Origin of the sequence: Flavobacterium sp. W22_SRS_FP1 (assembly GCF_052113685.1) — a bacterium.
Classification (GTDB): Bacteria; Bacteroidota; Bacteroidia; order Flavobacteriales; family Flavobacteriaceae; genus Flavobacterium.
The window spans coordinates 119610-137959 of sequence record NZ_JBGQOE010000006.1 but is presented as its reverse complement, the minus strand read 5'-3'; the positions used below and the strand labels follow the sequence as shown (position 1 = coordinate 137959).

Sequence of the window (18350 nt, the reverse complement as noted above, 5' to 3'; positions counted from 1 at the left end):
GAAACATTGTTCTCTCAATTATGCGACCAATTTATGATTAGACGAAATTACGCGAAATCTTTTCAAGGCTTTAAAACCAGAATTTTAGCAAAAATAACAGCATTAACTTTGGTGCAATTCATCAATAAATTTATTTTTGAGAGACCAATAAATAATATCAAAACACAAATAATTTAATTACACCCAACGGGTTATATTAAAACAATTAATTTATTGTTTCTTACTTCCATCTATAATAGCTCCGGTTCCAGCTCCAACACCAGCTCCAGCGAGACCACCGATTATAGCTCCCTGTCCTTTTTTCTTACTGATAATTGCTCCAGTCACTGCACCAACTCCAGCGCCAATTACGGCTCCTTTTGCGGCACCACTCCAGCCCTTTTTCTCCGTCACTGTTGTAGTTGTTGTACTACTGTTTGCCGGTTGATTCACAACAACCTCTTTTTGCGCTGCTACGTTGCTCATTTCAATTTCCATTGAATCTATAACTCTTTGCTTTTCAACTTCGATTTTTACCGAGTCTACGCTAGCCTGTGCGGCATCTTCAACATTCATTTTTCCTTGATTTTTATAAGAAACTAAAGCTAACGCTACTAATGCAAAATATACTATTTTCATAATTGTCAAATTTAGAATTTATAACTCAGCAAAGAAACAGCCACACACTTCAAAAAAAATTATGTAATTCTCTCTATTTGTTATGAAATTTAAAGAACCACAACAATAACAAACTGCTAATTACTAGCGTAGTATTCCTGCTTTCAATATTTGACCAAAGTCATACATGTCTTCAAACGAACAGTACAAAGGCACTGGCGCAAAACGAATCACATTAGGCTCGCGCCAATCTGTAATTACACCATTTTCCATTAAATAGTCAAATAAACCGCGGCCTTCCCCATGCAGAAAAACAGATAACTGACAGCCTCTTTCAGATAGATTCGATGGTGTAATAATTTCGAAACTACTATCTACCTCCTTAGCTATTTCTTGAAGGATAAACTCAAGATAAGCCGTTAATTTATCTCTTTTTTCGATTATCGCATCCATTCCTATTTCGTCAAACATATCCACGGAAGCCAAATAAGGCGCTAAAGATAGAATAGGTATATTACTAATTTGCCAACCCTCTGCTCCCTTAACAGGATCAAAAGTTTGTTCCATTTTAAAACGGCGTTCCTTATTATGCCCCCACCAACCAGCAAATCTGGGCAAATCTGCATTGTTGTGGTGTTTCTCATGTATAAAACATCCAGAAGCATTACCCGGTCCTGAATTCATGTATTTATAACTGCACCAAGAAGCAAAATCAGCATCCCAGTCATGAAGTTCTAATTTTATATTTCCCACAGCATGCGCTAAGTCCCAACCCACTACTGCTCCAGCATCATGTCCCGCTGCAGTTATTGTTTTCATGTCAAAAACCTGGCCGGTGTAATAGTTAACACCTCCAATTAAGACCAAAGCGAGTTCATCGCCTACTTCCGCAATTTTAGCTAATACATCTTCTAACCGAATGTTATGTTCTCCCTCTCTTATCTTAATTTCAACAATTGCATCCTCTGATTTGTACCCGTGAAAATCCACTTGACTTTGAAACATGTATTGATCTGAAGGAAAGGCTTTTTCTTCGCAAATGATCTTGTATCTTGATTTTGTAGGTCTGTAAAAAGAAACCATCAGTAAATGAAGATTTACCGTTAGGGTATTCATCACTGTTACTTCTGAAGGCAGTGCGCCCACAATTTTACCCAACGGCTTTGCAAAACGTTCGTGGTAATCCCACCATGGCTTTTCGGCATAAAAATGTCCTTCAACGGCTAGATTAGCCCAATCATCCATAACTTCATCCACATACGCCTTTGTTCTTTTGGGCTGTAAACCCAAAGAATTACCCGTAAAATAAATCACTTTTTCCCCGTTTACTTTAGGAAAAATAAATTCATCTCTATATTTATTCAGTTTGTCTTGTGAGTCAAGTTGCTGTGCGAATTCTTTACTGTTTTCGAAAGTCATTGTTTGATTTATTAGTGTTGTAAAAATAGTGAAAAGAAGTTAGTTAGCAGGGGAAAACAGGGAAAAGGGACACTGCGAAATACTAAAAACATTCGTTATCCGCCGCGTTAGGGATGGCAATGGAAAGCTTTATTGCCGAAACCATTAGTAATACGGCAAGGAGGAAGCGACCAAAGGAAGCTCCCGGACTGCCAGTATTACTCCGGTTGCGGCAATAAACTTGAAATGTACAGCCCGTAAACGCCCAAAAAAAAAATCTCGACATTGCTGACGAGATTTAGTGAATTAACCTTTATTACTTATTAGATGATTAACATCGCATCACCGTATGAATAGAATTTATATTCTTCTTTGATCGCTTCTTCATAGGCTCTTTTCATTAAATCATGTCCACAAAATGCAGAAACCATCATTAATAAAGTAGATTTTGGCGTGTGAAAGTTGGTGATCATACAAGTAGGAATCGTAAACTCATGAGGAGGGAAAACGAATTTGTTTGTCCAACCATCAAAAGGATTTAACGTTCCATGTGACGAAACTGAGCTTTCTACAGCACGCATTGAGGTTGTCCCCACTGTGCAAATGCGTTTTTTTCTTGATTTTGCGTCATTAACAATATCACAGGCTCCTTGAGTAATTTTTAATTCCTCAGAATCCATTTTGTGTTTTGACAAATCCTCAACCTCAACTGGATTGAAAGTTCCCAAGCCTACGTGAAGCGTAACCTCAGCAAAGTTAATTCCTTTAATTTCCAATTTTTTTAATAAATGTTTAGAGAAGTGCAATCCTGCAGTAGGTGCTGCAACAGCCCCTTCTTCTTTAGCATAAATAGTTTGGTAACGCTCCGCATCTTCTGGAGTTACATCTCTGCTTATATATTTAGGGATTGGAGTTTCCCCCAATTCCGTTAATTTTTTTCTGAATTCTTCATATGAACCATCGTAAAGGAAACGTAATGTTCTTCCACGAGAAGTAGTGTTGTCAATAACCTCAGCTACTAATGAATCATCATCCCCGAAATATAATTTATTTCCGATTCTGATTTTACGTGCTGGATCTACTAAAACATCCCAAAGACGTTGTTCTGCATTTAATTCTCTAAGTAAAAAAACTTCAATTCTTGCACCTGTTTTTTCTTTGTTACCATATAAACGGGCTGGGAAAACTTTAGTGTTATTTAAAATTAAAACATCTCCATCATCAAAATAATCAATTACATCTTTGAACGTCTTGTGTTCGATCGTTTGTTTTTTACGATCAATAACCATTAAACGGGCTTCATCTCTATGTTCAGAAGGAAATTCTGCAAGAAGCTCTTTTGGTAAATCAAATTGAAATTGTGATAGTTTCATCTTTATTTTTTTGTTTAAAAATTTAAAGTGCAGTGGCTATTAATTTAGCACCACCATTAAACTTATTTAAGGATGCAAATATACGACTGTGAGATAGGCGTTGTCAAGTGTTTTGCTGTTTATTTTACTCAAGAGAACTTTAAGCCCTTACAAATTAGCGCCTAAAGGCCATAATCAGTGACAATCTCTAATTAATATCCGAAATAGAAAAACCTAATTTTGTCATATCTCCCCAAAAACCGGGGTAGGATTTAGACACTACCTCGGCATTTTCGATTATTATAGGCACTTTTAATGCCAAGGGAGCAAATGCCATTGCCATTCTGTGGTCATTATAGGTGGCAATTTTCACATTATGGTTTATATCTGAAGTCGCAACAAGGGTCAGACTATCATTAGTAACAGAAATAGTAGCTCCTAATTTTGTCAACTCTATACGCAACGCTTCCAGTCTATCCGTTTCTTTAATTTTTAAGGTATGAAGCCCCGTTAAATGACAGCCAATTCCTAAACCTAAACAACTAACAACGATAGTTTGTGCAATATCTGGCGTGTTGTTTAACTCAAAACTTACCGTTTCAGGTTTAAAGTTAGTATCCTTTGTAAGTGTCAAAGAATTATTTTCGAATTGAGAATTAACACCCATCTGTTTATAGATTTCGACTAAAGCAGAATCTCCTTGGAGGCTATTTTCTTTGTAACTGTTTAATGTAACCGAAGCGGTATCCGCTAGAGCTACTAAACTAAAAAAGTAAGAGGCAGAACTCCAATCCGATTCTACCACCATTTCTTTAGTCTCCACTTCCTGTTTTGGATACACTTTGATCACGTTCCCTTCAAAACTTGTTTTAATATCCAAATCATTTAGCAAAGCCAATGTCATTTTGATATAAGGAACTGATGTAATCTCACCCACCAAATTTATTTCGATTCCGTTTTCTAATTTTGGCGCCACTAGCATTAAAGCCGAAATATACTGACTGCTTACATTTGCAGGAATATTTACCTTTGAAGCAGTTATTTTTTGTCCTTTGATTCGAATGGGTGGATAGCCTTCTTCTTTTTCATAGGTGATTTTTGGACCTAATTGCTCTAGCGCTTCCACTAAAACTTTGATTGGACGTTCAGTCATTCGTTGTGAACCAGTCAAAACTACTTCACGACCATCATTTACAGCAAAGTAAGCCGTAAGAAAGCGCATCGCTGTTCCGGCATGATGGATATCTACTATTTCTTCATTTCCTTTCAATGCTTTTTGCATCACCTCGCTGTCGTCAGAATTTGATGTGTTCGCTAATGTAATATTAGGGAAAAGAGCTTGTAACAATAAGAGACGATTTGTTTCGCTTTTAGATCCTGTAACGGCAATATCAGCCTGCAAATTAGAATGGGAAGTTTGTAACAGTAAATTCATGTTTTTAATTATCAGTTATGAATTATAATTATTTCTTACAACTCAAACAATTTAGGCCGCAATTTACTACTCCTCAATTATAATTCATAATTTAAAAATCACATTATTTAAGTTTATCGTTGTTTTTGTGACGGTCTTTATCGCGAATGGATTTAAAATCCATTTTCTTATCGAATGCAGCTTGTAAATCAATTCCTGTTTGATTTGCCAAACACATCACCACAAAAACGACATCGGCTAATTCTTCTCCTAAGTCTTTGTTCTTGTCGCTTTCTTTCTCGGATTGTTCTCCGTAACGACGGGCAATAATGCGGGCTACCTCTCCTACTTCTTCAGTAAGTTGTGCCATATTAGTCAGTTCGTTAAAGTACCGAACGCCGTGTTCTTTGATCCAGTTGTCTACGTCTAATTGGGAATTTTTCAAGTTCATTTTATTCTCTATTTTTACTATCTATAATTATCGTAACTGGTCCATCGTTCAGCAAACTGACTTTCATGTCTGCTCCAAAAACACCTGTTTGTATTTTCTTTCCCAATTCTAATTCTAATTTCTGGACAAATTTTTCATACAACGGAATGGCAACGGCTGGTTTTGCTGCCTTAATATAGGATGGTCGATTGCCTTTTTTTGTGGTGGCATGAAGTGTAAATTGACTAACCACAATGATGTCTCCATCTATGTCTGCAATCGATCGATTCATCACCTGGTTCTCATCCTCAAAAATACGGATTTTAGTAATTTTGCCAACCAGCCAATCAATATCTTCCTGTAAATCAACCGCTTCGATTCCGATTAAGATTAATAATCCTTTTTGAATATCTGCGACAATTTTATTTTCAATGGTAACGGATGCGGAAGAAACTCTTTGGAGGACAATTTTCAAAATAATGGTGAATTATAAATTATGAATAGTGATAGTGCTACTTTCTATTTTCGTCACTGATTGCTCGATCCTCATTATGAATGTCAGTACGATAATTTTCATCATCCCCTTCTAACAGTTTTAGATAACTATTGTAGCGTGACCAGGCTATTTCATCTCTTTCCAATGCTTCTTTCACAGCACACTTTGGTTCGTCTTTATGCAAACAGTTGTTGAATTTACACTGCTCTTTTAATTTAAAGAATTCAGGGAAATAACCACTAATCTCTTCTTTTTCCATATCGACAATTCCAAAACCTTTGATTCCTGGCGTATCAATAATTTTCGCATCAAAAGATAAATCATACATTTCGGCAAAAGTCGTTGTATGTTGTCCTTGCTTGCTTGCTTCAGAAATGGTTTTTGTTTTTAAATGTAAAGAAGGTTCCATCGCGTTGACCAGCGTTGACTTCCCTACTCCTGAATGTCCAGAGAACATGCTTACTTTACCAATCATCAGTTCTTTTAATTTATCAATTCCCTTCATCTCTGTCGAAGAAACACGCAAGCATTGATAACCGATTTCCTGGTACACATGCTGCATGTACAATTGTTCATCAAGTGTAGCTTCATCAAAAGTATCGATTTTATTAAAAACTAATATTGTTTCTATGCCATATGCTTCGGCTGTAACCAGAAAGCGATCAATAAAATTAAACGTTGTTGGGGGGTTATTAATAGTCACTAGTAGGAAAACCCGATCAATATTTGACGCAATAATATGCATTTGATGGGACAAGTTCACTGATTTACGAACGATATAATTCTTTCTCTCGTGAATATTATTGATAGTTCCAGTTACGGTATCTGACGATTCTTCGAGTTCATAATCCACAACGTCACCTACAGCAATAGGGTTAGTACTTTTGATTCCCTTGATTCGGAATTTTCCTTTCATGCGGCATTCAATAAAATCTCCTTGTTGGGATTTTACGGTGTACCAACTTCCTGTAGATTTGTATACTAGTCCTGTCATGCTGCAAAGATAAAATATTGTTTGAAGTTTTGAAGTTTAAAGTTTGAAGTTTTTGAAACAACCCTGAATAAAAAATCCCCACAACTTTAAAGCAAAAGCTGTGGAGATTCCTGTTTTTGATATTGGTCTAATTATCCGTTAATCACTTTTTCTTGGTGAACGATACTTTCTTGGTGAATTGCTTTAAACATTCTAAGCACAAACTCCTCAGAAAGCCCTTTTTGCTCTCCATCCAGAATCATTTTTCCTAGAATTTCATTCCAACGGGTATTTTGAAGTACTGCAACGTTAGATCCTTTTTTTACCTGACCTATTTCGTCAGCCACTTTCATTCTTTTACCTAATGTTTCTAAAAGGGAGGCATCGAGAACATCAATATTCGCTCTTAACTTACTCATCCTTTTAGTGTATTCATCAGACACATCATTTAATTCTCTAACTTTTAAGTCAACGAAAATTTTCTTCAAAGCTGTTGGCGTAACTTGTTGTGCCGCATCGCTCCACGCATTGTCTGGATCAAAATGTGTTTCGATAATCATTCCGTCATAATTCAAGTCTAAGGCTTGTTGCGTAACTTCAAGAATCATCTCACGATCTCCAGTAATGTGAGATGGATCAATAATTAATGGTAAATCAGGAAATCTATTCTGTAATTCAATAGCAATCTGCCATTCTGGAATGTTTCTGTATTTTGTTTTTTCGTAAGTAGAAAAACCTCTGTGAATAACTCCCAATTTCTCTATTCCTGCATTGTACAAACGTTCTACTCCACCTAACCATAAAGACAAATCTGGGTTAACAGGATTTTTTACCAATACAATTTTTTTAGTTCCTTGTAACGCATCTGCGAGTTCTTGCATAGCAAATGGATTTACCGTTGTTCTTGCACCAACCCATAAAACATCAATATCATATTCTAATGCCAATTTCACGTGAGCTGCATTAGCAACTTCTGTTCCCATTAACAATCCTGTTTCTTCTTTTGCTTTTTTTAACCATTTCAAGCCTATTTCCCCAACACCTTCAAACCCTCCTGGACGTGTTCTTGGTTTCCAAATTCCAGCTCTAAAAACACTTACATCTGAATCTTTCAATTCATGAGCTATTTTCAATACTTGTTCTTCAGTTTCAGCGCTACATGGTCCAGCGATTACAAATGGGTGAGATAAATTGAAATCTTTCAACCATGTTCTCATTTCTTTTTTGTTTTCCATCTTATTTTTAGTTTAGTTTTTATTATTGTTTCTCCCCTCCCTCAATGGGCAGGGGATTTTTATGTTTTACTATTTTTTTAACAAATGCTTATTTTAGCATTCCGTTTAATATCTCTTTTATTTTATTCACACTTTTCATTTCCTCATATATAGCATCGTAGTCTTCACTAATCAGCAAGTCTTTAAAATGAGTCAGGTTTGAAATATATTCTTCCAATGTTTCTATGACCTGATCTTTATTTTGCTTAAAAATGGGCGTCCACATAGCCGGTGAACTTTTGGCCAAGCGCACTGTACTCTCAAATCCACTTCCCGCCATGTCAAAGATATCTTGCTCATCTTTTTCTTTGTTTATTACTGTTTTTCCAAGCATAAAAGCACTAATATGAGACAAATGAGACATATAAGCAATATGCTTGTCATGCGATTTAGGTTCCATATACCGGATTCTCATCCCGATGGCTTTGAAAAGATCCAACGCTTTTTCCTGTAGTTTGAAAGCGGTTCGCTCCACCTCACAAATAATATTCGTTTTCCCTTGAAACAAGCCCGATATTGCCGCTGAGGGTCCTGAAAATTCTGTCCCTGCAATTGGATGCGTTGCGATAAAATTCCTTCTTTTGGGATGGTTTGTTACTGATTCACATATTAGTGTTTTCGTAGAACCCACTTCAAAAACAATGGTGTTTTCACCAATCAAATCAAGTACCTCAGGTAACACAGTTAGCGCTACATCAACAGGAACAGAGACGATTACGAAATCTGCATCTGACACATTCTCTAATATCGAAGTCTCATCAATTACACCCAATGCTAATGCTTTCTGCAAATGATCTTCATTAGTGTCAACTCCGTAAACGGTAGATTCCGGGTACAGTATTTTGATGTCCAATCCCATAGATCCACCAATCAATCCAATTCCTATTATGTAAATTTTCATTTAATTAAATCTATCAATTACTTCTTGTACTTTTTCTTCCTTTACACATAATGCAAATCGAACATATCCTTCTCCATTGCTTCCGAAAATTGTTCCCGGTGCGATAAATAGATGCTTTTCATGTAAAATCTGGTCGATAAACTTTTCAGAGGAAGTTATCCCTTCTGGCAGTTTGGCCCAAACAAACAATCCAACGCCTTCTTTGTACACCTTACAATTTAATTTTTCGGCCAATTGTTCCGTCAAAACTCGGCGTTTCTTGTAAATCTCATTCATCGAATCAAACCAAGACTTGTCGCTGTTCAAAGCAGCAATTGCTCCTTTTTGGATCCCAAAAAACATTCCGCTATCCATATTGCTTTTCACTTTCAAAATGGCATCAATACATTCGGCATTTCCCAAAACCATTCCAACTCTCCAGCCTGCCATATTAAAGGTCTTGCTCAAAGAATTAAGCTCCAGTGCCACATCCTTTGCTCCTTCAACCTGCAGCAAACTCATTGGATTATCATTCAAAACAAAACTATATGGATTGTCATTAATCAATAATATTTGGTGCTTTTTGGCGAAAGCCACTAACTTTTCAAATAAGGCAATACTTCCTCTAGCTCCGGTAGGCATATGCGGATACCCAATCCACATTATCTTCACTTTAGTTAAATCTAACTTTTCCAAGGCTTCAAAGTCAGGTGCCCAATTGTTTTCCTCTTTCAAATCGTAATAAACAGGAACTGCCCCTACTAAATTAGTCACAGAAGTATAGGTAGGATAACCTGGATTTGGAATCAAAACCTGATCTCCTTCATTTAGGAAAGCAAGAGATATGTGCATGATTCCTTCCTTAGAACCCATTAAAGGCAAGATTTCAGTATTGGGATTCAATGCCACATCGTAGTTATTTTCATAAAAATCAGCCATTCCTTTTCTTAATTCTGGCAATCCTTGATAACTTTGGTAACCATGAGCATTTTCATCTTGCATTGCAAGAACCACTGCATCAATAACTTCTTGTGAAGGTTGTAAATCAGGACTTCCGATTCCCATATTTATAATTGGCTTCCCTTCTGACGCCAATTGTCTGACTTCTCTCAACTTAGATGAGAAGTAATATTCTTCGACAGTATCTAACCTCTTTGCGGTTGTAATCATGGTTTTGTGTTTTTATATTCACCTAATACCTTAAAGTATTCTGCCATTATTTCTAATAATGATTTTGCTTTTGAATAATCAGCATATCTTTCGAAAGTAACATCTACAAAAAAAGAATATTTCCAAGGAGTTTCAATTTTTGGCAAGGACTGTATTTTTGTTAAATTCATTTTACAATCACTCATCACATTCAAAATAGCTGCTAAACTCCCCCTTTTATGATCAAGTTCAAATTTTAAAGAAGCCCTGTTTATCTCATCTTCTGCCACGAATGAATTCTCCTTCTTAATTATAACAAAACGAGTCATATTATTTTTTATCGTCTGAATTTCTGGAGCTAAAATTTCTAAACCATACATTTCAGAGGCTGTCTTACTTGCGATCGCAGCGATACCTTTTAATTGTTTCTCCTGAATTCTACGAGCCGTTTCTGCTGTATCCTTGTCTTCAACCAACTTTATGTTTGGATACTTTTTTAAGAAATCCATACACTGCAATAAAGCCATCGGATGAGAATGCACCTCTGTTATGTCTTCTATTTTTTGCCCCTTTAACGCCATCAGGTTCTGATGAATTCTTAAATAATGTTCTCCTATTATATGCAAATCGTTTTTATCAATTAACGCATAATTAGGTATAATAGGTCCCGCTATAGAGTTTTCGATTGCCATAACTGCCTGGTCGGATTTTCCTGAAAGCAAACTATCAACGAGTTCTCCAAAAGATAGACATTCATCAACAGCCACCTCTTCTTTATAATATTCTTGCACCACCTGATGGTGAAATGAACCTTTTATACCCTGTATTGCAATTTTCGCACTCATATGACCACTTTTAAGCAAAAAAAAAATCCCGATTCACATCGGGATTGTATATTTATAATTATCAATTTAATTTTCTAATTAAATAACCATACGACAATCCCTAGCTTCTTTCCAGAAGAAATAGTAAGTATTGCTAAAATAAAATCGGTTATTCAACATTGTCTTATTTTTTTCGTAATAATTTCTCTGCGAATTTATAAATAATTTTTAGCTATCCAAATAAAACAAAGAGTTTTATCAAACAAAAAAAGAATTCTCTATAAAACTGCTATTTAATTACATAATAATTAAAAAAAGCCCCCTAAACTATTATATAAGCAGCTGTATCTAAGTCGTTTCCATAACAAAAAGCACTGATTTTGTTAAATATCATCAAACTTGACTACACAGTTAAGGATTTTGAAAGCCATTTTTTACCTTCGGTAATTCGGGTAATCAGCATTGCCGAAACTACATCTCCATTAGCATTCAACAAAGTAGCCATTGGATCAACCAAAGTACCAACAATCATTGCCGCCGGCAAGGCTTGCTCCATCGGAAAACCATAAATAGTAATAGCCAGAATTTCGCCTATATACCCTCCATTTGGTATTCCGCCCTCAACGACTGAAACGATAACGGTAATTCCTATAGCAACAATCAATGTACTAGGATCGGTGAAGTCTTTCCCAAACATCGCAAAAATAACAGCTATTTTAATAATTGATGACATACTAGAACCGTCTTTATGCAAAGGCGCTCCAAGTGGGATTGCAATGTTTCGTATATGTACTGGTACCTTCATCTTCTCGGTCGCTTCAAGATTCGCAGGAATTGTAGCAATACTGCTACAAGTACCCAAAGCAGTTAATGAAGGTGTTATATTGTTACCCCAAAAAACTTTAAGCCCATTTTTCCCTCCGGCCAAAAGGGCGTATAGACTAAAAAATACAACGAAATAGAATGCACCAACTGCGTAATAGAGGCCCAATGGTTTTGCATACGCTCCAAATAATTGTGGTCCAAATATCCCTACTTGATAAGCAAAATAAGCACCTAGTCCAACTGGCGCAGCTTTCATTATGATGTGTAGCAATTGCTTCATCACTTCGTTTCCTGAATTCAAAAAAGTTCTAAAACCTTCCCCTTTTTCAGCAGATCGCAAACTAGCAAAGCCTATCAGAAAAGAAAATATAATTAATGCCAACATACTTTTTCTTGATAGTAATTCGTAAAAATCGTTGGCTGTAAGCAATTGTGTAATTTGTGAACCTCCACTGGCACTCTGCAAATTCTCCACTGGCATTTTTGAAATAATGATATCTTGATGAATTGGAAAAAGCATCACCCCAATTATCGTTAATATGGCAGAAACAAGTACCGTGCTTAAAAAAACACCTATAACAACTACAAACAACTTGCCTAATTTCTCTGACTTCTCTAAACTCGCGATCGAAGAAGCGATAGTAAAGAAAACTAACGGGATGATAGCTGTAAAAAGCAAATTCAAAAATATATCTCCAAGCGGCTTTATAACTTCTACCTCTTTTCCAAAAACCAAACCTAATATACTTCCAGCAGTTATGCCGCATAGCAACCAAATAATACCACTATACGTTTTAAACAAACTCTTCTTTTCTTCCATTTTTACAATTTTTGGCCTAATTTTTTTCTAAATGTATCACTCTATTTCTAAAATACCAATCATTTTAATAATTAAAGAACCTAAAAAAACTACTGTCTGATATTACCTGATAAAAACAATATATCAGCATTTTATTTTTACTTTTGACATAAATAACACAACATGTCACTAGAAGTAAAAAACATATCCAAAAGCTATGGCGCACAAAAAGCACTAGACAACATTTCGTTTTCAATAAAAAAGGGAGAAATCGTTGGTTTTCTGGGTCCAAATGGTGCCGGAAAATCTACTTTGATGAAAATATTGACTACCTATATCCACCCAGATGAAGGTTCAGCAAGTGTTAATGGATACGATATCACTAGCGAACAAAAAGCTGTCCAACTTTCTATAGGTTATTTGCCGGAGCACAATCCTTTGTATCTAGACTTGTACGTGCGAGAGTATCTAGCTTTCAATGCTGATGTGTACAAGGTACCCAAGTCCCACCTAGAAGAAGTGATTCAGCTGACCGGCTTAAGCGCCGAAAGTCATAAAAAAATAGGGGCGTTATCAAAAGGATACCGACAACGTGTGGGCCTTGCGAACGCGTTATTACACAATCCTGATGTTTTGATTCTTGATGAACCCACAACTGGTCTAGACCCGAACCAATTGACTGAAATTCGTAATGTGATTAAAAATGTAGGCAAGAACAAAACCGTGTTTCTTTCTACACACATCATGCAGGAGGTGGAAGCAATTTGTGACCGTGTGATTATTATTAATAATGGCAAAATTGTAGCCGATAAAAAACTGGACAATTTAATTTCCGAAAATAAGGAACAAGTTATCGAAGTCGAATTTGATTATAAAATAGAAGAACAAGCAGTTGCCAAAATTGAAAACCTTACTTCTTATAAAAATACGCATGACATGATTTGGGAGTTGACCTTTACAACTGACAAAGACATGCGCCCGACAGTCTTTGATTTTGCGACTGCAAATAGTTTAAAAACATTGCAACTCAATCAGAAAAACAAAAATCTAGAGGCTATTTTTAGGGAAATCACAAAGTAATTACTCAGTAGTCAGTTTTACCGTAATCAGTCTCGGTTTAAGGATAAAAAAAAGCTCGTTTAAATAAATTTTAAACGAGCTTTTTAATGGTTATTAAACTTGATTTATGATTTTGGTAAAGCCGCGCCAACAGCAATATCACAACGATGCCCCGTTTTTCCGTGCGCAGGATTCATGCCTGCCGGGGTCTCAGTATCGGCGGTGGAAGTTGACAATAAAGCTGGCACAGGTTGATTCACGGTGTATTCTTTTGTTTCCTGAACTGAATTTGTGTTTGTAGTCGCTGTACTTACTGCCGCTTTTGAATTTAAAGGAGCTCCAACCGCTATATCGCATCGATGCCCACTATCTCCGTGTGGTGGATTCATTCCTTTTAAGGTAGCTGTTTTGGGGGTTCCATTCTGTGGAGAAGCTACTGCTTTTGCTGATTGAATTGAAGTTCCTCCGTTTACAGCTGCATTTAATGGAGCTCCAACTGCAATATCACAACGATGATTTGCCTGTCCATGTGGAGGGTTTGTTCCCGCCAAAGTAGGGCTTTGCACTCCTGAATCCTGAGTCGATTGACCTGGAGATGCTGGAGTTGATTGCTGCCAAAAGGGTACTACATTAGTAGGTTTAGTTTGCACTGTAGTCTCCTCATTATTTTTGCAGGATGTAATTGTTATCGCGGTTACTAAGAGTGTATAGTATAAGTATTTCATATATAAATTGTTACGAAATTTATTTCAAATATAATAATTAAAAACTAAGTAGCCTATAATGACACGCAGTTTTTGGGCTTCCCTTGCGTCTAAACCTTAACTTACATGGAGCATAACTGAACTTATATTAGCTTTTAGGAAAAAAGCGTAGGAGGCGTCGTTGTCCAAAATTATGTATTCACCTACATTCAATAATAAGAAAATGTCATTTAAACAAATAAAGAACCACAACATGGGATTCCTTATTCGTTGAAACGACAAGTAACTGAATAGCTATTATAATTAACAACTAGTGTTTTTTTAAACGGCATAACCCGTACAACTATAATTTAACTTTGAGTTCAGAAAACCCGATATTTTGAAACCTAAAAACCCTACCGATAGTTAAATGAGCTTCTAAAAAACCTTAGATGCAATTTCTTTGATATTCTCTGATTTTCCCATAGAATAATAATGCAACACGGGAACGCCGGCAGCTTTCAGTTCCAAAGACTGCTGGATAGCCCATTCGATTCCTACTTGCTTAATCTCTAAGTTATTTTTACAACTATCTACGGCCTGAATTAAATCTTCAGGTAGATCAATTCGGAAAATTTGTGGTAATATCTGTAAATGTCTTTGCACCGCGAGTGGTTTTATTCCTGGAATAATAGGAACCATGATTCCCATTGCTCTGGCCTTATCAACAAACTCGAAGTATTTAGCGTTATCAAAGAACATTTGAGTAACCACGTAATCGGCTCCCGCATCCACTTTTTCTTTCAGCCTTTTTAAGTCGGAGATTAATGATGGTGATTCCAAGTGTTTTTCTGGATAACCGGCCACACCAATACAAAAATCGGCTTTATTATCGATATGGATTACATCATGTAAATACTTGCCTTGATTCAATAGATTAATTTGTCCAACCAAGTCCACTGCAAAATTATTACCGCCGTCCTTAGCAACAAAAGACTGTTCGTCTTTCATAGCATCACCACGTAATGCCATCACATTATTAATTCCTAAGTAGTGACAATCAACAAGTAAGTACTCTGTTTCTTCTTTTGTAAATCCGCCACAAAGTACATGCGGAACAGTATCTACATTATATTTATGTTTAATAGAAGCACAAATCCCTAAAGTTCCAGGACGCATTCTAGTCAGTTTTTTATCCAATAAACCGTTGCCTTTATCTACATAAATAAACTCTTCACGAGAAGTTGTCACATCTATAAATGGTGGTTTAAACTCCATCAACGGATCAATATTATCGTATAATTCCTGAATACTTTTCCCTTTTTGAGGCGGAATGATTTCGAAAGAGAACAATGTATTCCCTTTTGCATCTTCAATATGTTGTGTTACTTTCATTATTAAGTCTTAAAGTTTGAAAGTCGAAGGTCGAAAGTCAAGTCCGTAATAGACTTTATGACTTTTGACTTTCAGACTAATTTAGTCAGCTATATTTGGGCTTAGCCATTTTGTGGCTACTTCTGTTGGAATACTTCTACGTTTTGCATAATCAATAACTTGGTCTTCTTTTATTTTACCAAGTCCAAAATACTTGCTTTCCGGATTTCCAAAATAATATCCAGAGACGGATGATGCCGGCCACATTGCCATACTCTCCGTCAATGTTACTCCTATTTCTTGTTCTACATTCAGTAATTTCCAAATCGTTGGTTTTTCTAAATGGTCAGGACAGGCAGGATAACCAGGAGCAGGACGGATTCCTTTGTACTCTTCGGAAATCATTCCTTCCGCGGTCAAGACTTCATCTGCTGAGTAACCCCAAATATCTTTACGTATTTTTTCGTGCAAGTATTCAGCGAAAGCTTCTGCAAAACGATCCGCCAACGCTTTTACCATTATCGAATTGTAATCGTCTAAATCCTTTTCAAATTCAGCAGCCCATTCATCGACACCAAAACCAGTAGTCACACAAAAAGCACCCATATAATCCGTTTTACCAGAATCTTTTGGAGCAATAAAATCCGACAAGGCAATATTTGGCGCTCCTTTTGTTTTTTGAGATTGTTGACGTAGTGTTAAGAAAGTCTGCAATGGCTTTCCGTTCTCATCCGTTAATTCAATATCATCATCGTTGACTTGGTTTGCAGGGAAAATTCCGTAGATTCCTTTGGCAGTCAATTTCTTTTCTCTCAAAATAACTTCCAACATTTCATTAGCGTCCGCAAAAACCGAAGTCGCTTGCTCGCCCACTACTTCATCCGTCAAAATCGCTGGATATTTACCAAACAATTCCCAAGTTCTAAAAAACGGCGTCCAGTCAATATAAGGAACCAATACGTCCAATTCTACTTCGATCACTCGTTCGCCCAATACATTTGGTTTCACAGGAGTATAATTATCCCAATCCAATTGTAACTTATTTTTACGAGCTTGCTCAATGCTCAAGAAATTTTTGTCGCGTGAACGATTCAAAAATGTCTCTCTAAACGCATCATACTCTGCCCGAATATCACTTGCATATATATTTTTATCCTTGTTTAATAAACTTCCAGCCACCGTTACGGCTCTAGAAGCGTCATTTACATGAATTACCGTTTCTCTATATTGAGGCGCAATTTTCACTGCCGTATGTGCCCTAGAAGTAGTTGCACCACCAATCATTATTGGAATTTTCATCCCTTTCTTATCTAATTCCTTAGCGAGATGTACCATTTCATCAAGTGAAGGAGTAATCAAACCGCTTAAGCCAATAATATCTACATTGTGCTCTATCGCAGCTGCAATTATTTTTTCGGGTGGTACCATAACCCCTAAATCTACAATCTCATAGTTATTACAAGCTAACACTACCGAAACAATATTTTTACCTATATCATGTACATCTCCTTTGACCGTTGCCATTAGGATTTTACCATTTCCCTGCTTGTCACCAGCCTGTTTGCTCGCTTCTATATAAGGCAAAAGGTAAGCCACGGCCTTTTTCATTACCCGTGCTGATTTTACTACCTGCGGCAGAAACATTTTACCTGAACCAAATAGATCCCCAACGACATTCATTCCAGTCATCAGATTAATTTCAATAACTTCGATAGGTTTTGTAGCCGCCAGTCTGGCTTCTTCAATATCTAAAAGAATAAATTCATCCACTCCTTTTACTAATGAGTGTGTCAATCTTTCTTGAATAGTTCCCGAACGCCATTCCTGAATCGCCTTTTCATTACTTTTCGCATCTCCTTTTACATTTTCCGCAAAATCTAGTAATCTTTCGGTGGCGTCTTCTCTTCTATTTAGAATTACATCTTCAACTCGTTCTAAAAGATCTTTTGGAATTTCATCATAAATAGAAAGCATTTCTGGATTTACGATTCCCATCGTCATTCCGTTTTGAATCGCATGATACAAGAAAACCGAATGCATCGCTTCCCTAACCGTATCGTTTCCTCTAAACGAGAATGAAACATTACTTACTCCACCACTAATATGCGCATGAGGCAAATTTTCCCGAACCCATTTTGTCCCTCTAAAGAAATCCAATGCATTCAGGCGGTGTTCTTCCATTCCAGTTGCCACTGGAAATACATTCAAATCAAAAATAATATCCTGTGGCGGAAAACCAACTTTGTTTACCAAAATATCGTAAGAACGTTGGCAAATTTCCACGCGGCGTTCGTAATTATCCGCTTGCCCTACCTCGTCAAAAGCCATGATAATGGCCGCCGCTCCGTAGCGCTTAATCAATTTAGCGTGATGAATAAATTGCTCTTCTCCCTCTTTTAACGAAATTGAGTTCACAACACTTTTCCCCTGCACTACTTTTAGACCCGCCTCGATAATATCCCATTTTGAGCTATCAATCATGATAGGCACACGAGAAATATCTGGCTCGGCAGCAATAAGGTTTAGGAATTTTGTCATAGCGTATTCGCCATCAAGCATTCCTTCATCCATATTAATATCGATAATTTGTGCGCCACCCTCTACTTGCTCTTTGGCAATGCTGAGTGCTTCTTCATATTTTTCTTCCTTAATTAATCGAAGAAATTTTCTAGAACCTGTAACATTGGTACGTTCCCCAATATTTACAAATACGCTATCTGGCGTAATGATTAAAGGCTCTAGTCCTGATAATACAAGGTTTTTTCTAGTTTCTGCTTGTGCCATTATTTATTTATTTATGCCTCAAACTCAATAGTTACAATG

Annotated in this window: 16 protein-coding genes and 1 pseudogene; 2 read left to right on the top strand and 15 right to left on the bottom strand. The window is 36.6% G+C overall.

Going from position 1 to position 18350, the window contains the following annotated elements; translation table 11 throughout:
• Positions 1 to 177: pseudogene (locus tag ACEN2H_RS05755) on the top strand (IS982 family transposase); the annotation flags it as partial.
• Between the two features lie 33 nt (positions 178 to 210).
• Here the strand turns inward: ACEN2H_RS05755 and ACEN2H_RS05750 are convergent.
• From ACEN2H_RS05750 to ACEN2H_RS05695, 12 genes are all read right to left on the bottom strand, one after another.
• Entirely contained in the window at positions 211 to 618 is a 408-nt protein-coding gene (locus ACEN2H_RS05750) for a YMGG-like glycine zipper-containing protein (RefSeq protein WP_441731282.1), read from the bottom strand.
• A gap of 123 nt (positions 619 to 741) precedes the next feature.
• On the bottom strand, positions 742 to 2016 hold the full coding sequence (kynU, locus tag ACEN2H_RS05745; RefSeq protein WP_441731280.1) for a kynureninase: 1275 nt from the start codon (positions 2014 to 2016) through the stop codon (positions 742 to 744).
• 302 nt (positions 2017 to 2318) lie between these two features.
• A complete protein-coding gene (gene queA, locus ACEN2H_RS05740) occupies positions 2319 to 3368 on the bottom strand; it encodes a tRNA preQ1(34) S-adenosylmethionine ribosyltransferase-isomerase QueA (protein WP_441731278.1) in 1050 nt (349 codons plus the stop codon).
• Between the two features lie 187 nt (positions 3369 to 3555).
• Positions 3556 to 4782, bottom strand: coding sequence for a 3-phosphoshikimate 1-carboxyvinyltransferase (gene aroA, locus ACEN2H_RS05735; RefSeq protein WP_441731276.1), 1227 nt, complete (start codon positions 4780 to 4782; stop codon positions 3556 to 3558).
• Between the two features lie 103 nt (positions 4783 to 4885).
• The gene (locus ACEN2H_RS05730) at positions 4886 to 5212 is read right to left on the bottom strand and encodes a nucleotide pyrophosphohydrolase (RefSeq protein WP_441731274.1); all 327 of its coding nucleotides are present in this window, start codon (positions 5210 to 5212) and stop codon (positions 4886 to 4888) included.
• Position 5213: 1 nt separating this feature from the next.
• Complete coding sequence (gene dtd / locus ACEN2H_RS05725; protein ID WP_441731272.1) at positions 5214 to 5666, bottom strand: D-aminoacyl-tRNA deacylase; 453 nt, start codon at positions 5664 to 5666, stop codon at positions 5214 to 5216.
• 37 nt (positions 5667 to 5703) lie between these two features.
• Positions 5704 to 6681, bottom strand: a complete 978-nt coding sequence (gene rsgA / locus ACEN2H_RS05720) for a ribosome small subunit-dependent GTPase A (RefSeq protein ID WP_441731270.1) — start codon at positions 6679 to 6681, stop codon at positions 5704 to 5706.
• 131 nt (positions 6682 to 6812) lie between these two features.
• Positions 6813 to 7895, bottom strand: coding sequence for a chorismate mutase (locus ACEN2H_RS05715; protein ID WP_441731268.1), 1083 nt, complete (start codon positions 7893 to 7895; stop codon positions 6813 to 6815).
• An 88-nt stretch (positions 7896 to 7983) separates the two neighbouring features.
• The gene (locus ACEN2H_RS05710) at positions 7984 to 8835 is read right to left on the bottom strand and encodes a prephenate dehydrogenase (protein WP_441731266.1); all 852 of its coding nucleotides are present in this window, start codon (positions 8833 to 8835) and stop codon (positions 7984 to 7986) included.
• Entirely contained in the window at positions 8836 to 9984 is a 1149-nt protein-coding gene (locus ACEN2H_RS05705; protein WP_441731264.1) for a pyridoxal phosphate-dependent aminotransferase, read from the bottom strand.
• The gene (locus tag ACEN2H_RS05700) at positions 9981 to 10808 is read right to left on the bottom strand and encodes a prephenate dehydratase (RefSeq protein ID WP_441731262.1); all 828 of its coding nucleotides are present in this window, start codon (positions 10806 to 10808) and stop codon (positions 9981 to 9983) included. The genes ACEN2H_RS05705 and ACEN2H_RS05700 overlap by 4 nt, the downstream gene beginning before the upstream one ends.
• 382 nt (positions 10809 to 11190) lie before the next feature.
• Positions 11191 to 12432 (bottom strand): dicarboxylate/amino acid:cation symporter, encoded by a 1242-nt coding sequence (locus ACEN2H_RS05695; RefSeq protein ID WP_441731260.1) that lies wholly within the window; start codon positions 12430 to 12432, stop codon positions 11191 to 11193.
• Positions 12433 to 12594: 162 nt separating this feature from the next.
• Between ACEN2H_RS05695 and gldA the strand changes: the two genes are divergently transcribed.
• Entirely contained in the window at positions 12595 to 13491 is an 897-nt protein-coding gene (gene gldA / locus ACEN2H_RS05690; RefSeq protein ID WP_441731259.1) for a gliding motility-associated ABC transporter ATP-binding subunit GldA, read from the top strand.
• Between the two features lie 104 nt (positions 13492 to 13595).
• Here the strand turns inward: gldA and ACEN2H_RS05685 are convergent, their stop codons facing one another.
• From ACEN2H_RS05685 to metH, 3 genes are all read right to left on the bottom strand, one after another.
• A complete protein-coding gene (locus ACEN2H_RS05685; RefSeq protein ID WP_441731257.1) occupies positions 13596 to 14195 on the bottom strand; it encodes a hypothetical protein in 600 nt (199 codons plus the stop codon).
• Between the two features lie 396 nt (positions 14196 to 14591).
• On the bottom strand, positions 14592 to 15548 hold the full coding sequence (gene metF, locus ACEN2H_RS05680) for a methylenetetrahydrofolate reductase [NAD(P)H] (RefSeq protein WP_441731255.1): 957 nt from the start codon (positions 15546 to 15548) through the stop codon (positions 14592 to 14594).
• A gap of 81 nt (positions 15549 to 15629) precedes the next feature.
• A complete protein-coding gene (metH, locus tag ACEN2H_RS05675) occupies positions 15630 to 18311 on the bottom strand; it encodes a methionine synthase (protein ID WP_441731252.1) in 2682 nt (893 codons plus the stop codon).
• Positions 18312 to 18350 lie beyond the last annotated feature (39 nt).

Coding starts and splice junctions, on each gene's coding strand:
- ACEN2H_RS05750 (WP_441731282.1), bottom strand. CDS start 618: ATGAAAATAGTATATTTTGCATTAGTAGCGTTAGCTTTAGTTTCTTAT.
- kynU (WP_441731280.1), bottom strand. CDS start 2,016: ATGACTTTCGAAAACAGTAAAGAATTCGCACAGCAACTTGACTCACAA.
- queA (WP_441731278.1), bottom strand. CDS start 3,368: ATGAAACTATCACAATTTCAATTTGATTTACCAAAAGAGCTTCTTGCA.
- aroA (WP_441731276.1), bottom strand. CDS start 4,782: ATGAATTTACTGTTACAAACTTCCCATTCTAATTTGCAGGCTGATATT.
- ACEN2H_RS05730 (WP_441731274.1), bottom strand. CDS start 5,212: ATGAACTTGAAAAATTCCCAATTAGACGTAGACAACTGGATCAAAGAA.
- rsgA (WP_441731270.1), bottom strand. CDS start 6,681: ATGACAGGACTAGTATACAAATCTACAGGAAGTTGGTACACCGTAAAA.
- ACEN2H_RS05715 (WP_441731268.1), bottom strand. CDS start 7,895: ATGGAAAACAAAAAAGAAATGAGAACATGGTTGAAAGATTTCAATTTA.
- ACEN2H_RS05710 (WP_441731266.1), bottom strand. CDS start 8,835: ATGAAAATTTACATAATAGGAATTGGATTGATTGGTGGATCTATGGGA.
- ACEN2H_RS05705 (WP_441731264.1), bottom strand. CDS start 9,984: ATGATTACAACCGCAAAGAGGTTAGATACTGTCGAAGAATATTACTTC.
- ACEN2H_RS05700 (WP_441731262.1), bottom strand. CDS start 10,808: ATGAGTGCGAAAATTGCAATACAGGGTATAAAAGGTTCATTTCACCAT.
- ACEN2H_RS05695 (WP_441731260.1), bottom strand. CDS start 12,432: ATGGAAGAAAAGAAGAGTTTGTTTAAAACGTATAGTGGTATTATTTGG.
- gldA (WP_441731259.1), top strand. CDS start 12,595: ATGTCACTAGAAGTAAAAAACATATCCAAAAGCTATGGCGCACAAAAA.
- ACEN2H_RS05685 (WP_441731257.1), bottom strand. CDS start 14,195: ATGAAATACTTATACTATACACTCTTAGTAACCGCGATAACAATTACA.
- metF (WP_441731255.1), bottom strand. CDS start 15,548: ATGAAAGTAACACAACATATTGAAGATGCAAAAGGGAATACATTGTTC.
- metH (WP_441731252.1), bottom strand. CDS start 18,311: ATGGCACAAGCAGAAACTAGAAAAAACCTTGTATTATCAGGACTAGAG.